The 239-nt window shown below is 51.9% G+C and carries 1 protein-coding gene; it reads right to left on the bottom strand.

Annotation, left to right across the window (positions count from 1 at the left end):
• Nucleotides 1-239 (bottom strand): AMP-binding protein (locus tag AAC147_RS12125; protein WP_047686715.1); only part of this gene is annotated, 239 nt, incomplete at both ends.

Genomic DNA, 239 nt, shown 5'->3' with positions numbered 1-239 from the left:
ATAGCGATCACCATTTCCGGGCTGCGATCCAGATACAGGGCTATCGGTGTGTCAGCCTGCATCGTTTCATGATTCTGTTGCTGATAGCGTTCGCGGATCACATAAGCGAGCTGATTGACCCGTTCGTTAAGCTGACGGTAGGTCAGCGTTGCGCCTTCAAATACCAGTGCCACATTATCCGGTGTTTTTTCCACCTGGGCTTCAAGCAGTTGTTGCAGGGTTTTGTCCTGCGGGTAAGG

This window comes from Xenorhabdus sp. NBAII XenSa04 (assembly GCF_963866145.1).
Taxonomy (GTDB): domain Bacteria; phylum Pseudomonadota; class Gammaproteobacteria; order Enterobacterales; family Enterobacteriaceae; genus Xenorhabdus; species Xenorhabdus indica.
This window is presented reverse-complemented; position numbering and strand designations above follow the sequence as displayed.